This is a genomic window from Protofrankia sp. CiP1_Cm_nod2, assembly GCF_920664355.1.
Taxonomy (GTDB): Bacteria; Actinomycetota; Actinomycetes; order Frankiales; family Frankiaceae; genus Protofrankia.
The window spans coordinates 1-2,818 of record NZ_CAKKTL010000384.1 but is presented as its reverse complement, the minus strand read 5'-3'; the positions used below and the strand labels follow the sequence as shown (position 1 = coordinate 2,818).

Here is a 2,818-nt window from a genome sequence, read left to right as displayed (position 1 = left end):
CCGTCCCGCCGGTGGCGGCGCCCGCGCCGGTCGCCGCGGCACCGGCGGCGCCTGCCGCTCCCGTGGCGGCGCCGGTCTCGCTGCGTGGCCGCACCGAGAAGCTGTCGCGGCTACGTTCGGTGATCGCACAGCGGATGGTCGAGTCCCTCCAGGTCAGCGCGCAGCTCACCACCGTCGTCGAGGCCGACGTCACCCGCATCGCCCGGCTGCGCGGCCGCGCGAAGAAGGCGTTCGAGGCGCGGGAGGGCATCAAGCTGTCGTTCCTGCCGTTCTTCGCGGTCGCGACCTGCGAGGCGCTGCGCGAGCACCCCAACGTCAACGCCAGCGTGGACATCGAGCAGGGCACGATCACCTACTACGACGCCGAGCACCTGGGCATCGCCGTGGACACCGACCGGGGGCTGCTCGTTCCGGTCATCCACCACGCCGGCGACCTCAACCTCACCGGGATGGCACGCAAGATCGACGATCTGGCGGCCCGGACGCGGGAGAACCGGGTCACCCCGGACGAGCTCGGCGGCGGCACCTTCACCCTGACCAACACCGGCAGCCGCGGCGCCCTGTTCGACACGCCGATCATCAACCAGCCGCAGGTCGGGATCCTCGGGACCGGCGCGGTGGTCAAGCGGCCCACGGTCGTCGACGACCCCGAGCTCGGCGAGATCATCGCGGTGCGCTCGACGGTGTACCTCGCGCTCACCTACGACCACCGGATCGTCGACGGTGCCGACGCCGCCCGCTTCCTCACCACCCTGCGCAGGCGCCTGGAGGAAGGCGCGTTCGAGGCCGAACTCGGCCTGTGACCATCCGCTGACCAGATGATCCCGCAACCGCGGGCCGGGCGCCGGCGCGCGACCGGCGCATGCCCGGCCCGCGGTTAACGATCATGACTGACGGCCGTGGCTGACGGGCCCGCTCGCCAGCCAGCCATCCAGGGGTGAGGATCAGCCCGTGGACGTCGTTGTCTCCGGCGCCTCCGGCCTGATCGGGCCGGCGGTCGTCCCAGCCCTGCGGGCCAGCGGGCACACCGTGCGCACCCTGGTCCGGCGGCCCGTGCGGGACGACTCGGAGATCTACTGGGATCCGGCCCGCGGCACGCTCGACCCGGCCGCCCTGGCCGGAGCCGACGCGATCGTCCACCTGGCCGGCGCCGGGGTCGGCGACCGTCGTTGGACCGCCCGCTACAAGCGGCGGATCCGCGACAGCCGGGTGGCCGGGACGGCCCTGCTGGCCACCGCGGTGGCCGCCGCCCACCCGCGGCCACGGGTGCTGCTGTCGGCGAGCGCGACCGGCTGGTACGGCGACACCGGGGACCGTCCGGTCGACGAGTCCGAACCCCGCGGGAACGGTTTCCTCGCCGAGGTGGTGGCCGACTGGGAGACGGCCACCGCCGCCGCCGAGAACGCCGGTGTGCGCGTGTGCCACCTGCGCTCGGGGGTCGTCCTCTCAGCGCGCGGCGGTGCGCTGGCCCGGCAGCTCCCGTTGTTCCGGCGCGGGCTCGGCGGCCGGCTGGGCTCGGGCCGGCAGTGGCTGAGCTGGATCACTCTGGCGGACGAGACAGCGGCGATCATCTTTCTGCTGACCACGGACGGCCTGCGTGGCCCGGTGAACCTGACCAGCCCGGCGCCGGTCACCAACATCGCCTTCACCCAGGCGCTCGGCGCGGCGGTGGGCCGGCGGGCGATCCTGCCGGTGCCGGCCGTGGCGCTGCGGATCGCCCTCGGTGGTTTCGCCGACGGCGGCGTGCTCGTCTCCCAGCGGGTCCTGCCCCACCGGCTCCTCGACGCCGGCTTCACCTTCTCCCACCCCGATATCGACACCGCCCTGCGCGCGACGGCCACCGCCCCCTGACCGCCGCCCCCTGACCGCCACCCCGGCGGCCCCGTACCGCCCATTTCGATCAAGAAGAGTGCCCGCTCCACGGAGCCGGCTTCAGCTGGTGGGGCCGGCTCAGCCTACGGTGTCGCCCCACGATGCGAGGCGCCATCCCTTGTCGGTCTTCACCAGGGTGACGTCGGACGGCCGCCAGTCGCGGCCGGGCTGCCGGGACAGGACCGTTCCGGCGGCGTCGACGTAGCTGTACGGCGGAATCCGATAGGTGACCCGCAGCACCGCCTTCTCGCCGCTGTTCTCCCGGACATCGAGATCGCTGATCTCGTGCCGCATACCGGACGTCCGGCCGCCGTTGGCCACGATCTGCCGCATCAGGGTGAGATCCCGCGCGTGGATGAGGCTGTTCAGCGCGTCCGCGTCGAGCAGGGCGTCCTCGTCAGCCCGCTCGAAGGCGCGGCTGCGGGCGTCGGTCAAGCTCGCCAGGACGTCCCGCCACGCCTGCCCGGGGGCGACCTGGGCGGCCGGCCCCGCCAGCCCGTTGGAGCGCGCGGTGACCAGCAGGCCGCCGGCGGGCAGGCAGACGAACACGATGAACGCGGCCACGATCAGCAGGACGCGCCGCCGGTTGCCGAACTGGGCGTGCCCACCGACGGGCCCGGCGGACGTGCCGCCCCGGGCAACAGCCGATCGCCGGCCTGTGCGGGCGCTCCCGGGACGCGGGCCGCCCACCCGCACGCCCCCGGCGGGCACCCCGCTGGCGCGGGACGCCACCGTGCGCGCGGTCACCGCGTTCGAGCCGCCGGCAGCGGAGAGCGTGGTACCCGGAGCCCCGCCACCCGGGACCGTGGCATCCGGGACCGTGGTGCCCGAGATCACGGTGCCGGGGGCCCCGGCGGCCGGGACCACGGCCGTCGGGGCGGCAGCGACACGGGCAGGCGCGCTACGGGCGGCCCCGGCGGTACCGGCCGCGGCCCGGCGGCCCGGC

2 protein-coding genes and 1 pseudogene are annotated in these 2,818 nt (G+C 74.9%); 2 read left to right on the top strand and 1 reads right to left on the bottom strand.

Annotated features, from left to right (window positions below; all coding sequences use genetic code 11):
• A partial coding sequence (locus NBW84_RS23710) for a 2-oxo acid dehydrogenase subunit E2 (protein ID WP_250287552.1) occupies window positions 1-803 on the top strand: 803 nt, incomplete at its 5' end.
• A 148-nt stretch (window positions 804-951) separates the two neighbouring features.
• A complete protein-coding gene (locus NBW84_RS23705; RefSeq protein WP_250287550.1) occupies window positions 952-1,851 on the top strand; it encodes a TIGR01777 family oxidoreductase in 900 nt (299 codons plus the stop codon).
• A 99-nt stretch (window positions 1,852-1,950) separates the two neighbouring features.
• On the opposite strand, the pseudogene NBW84_RS23700 reads toward NBW84_RS23705, so the two are convergent.
• Window positions 1,951-2,818: pseudogene (locus NBW84_RS23700) on the bottom strand (hypothetical protein); the annotation flags it as partial.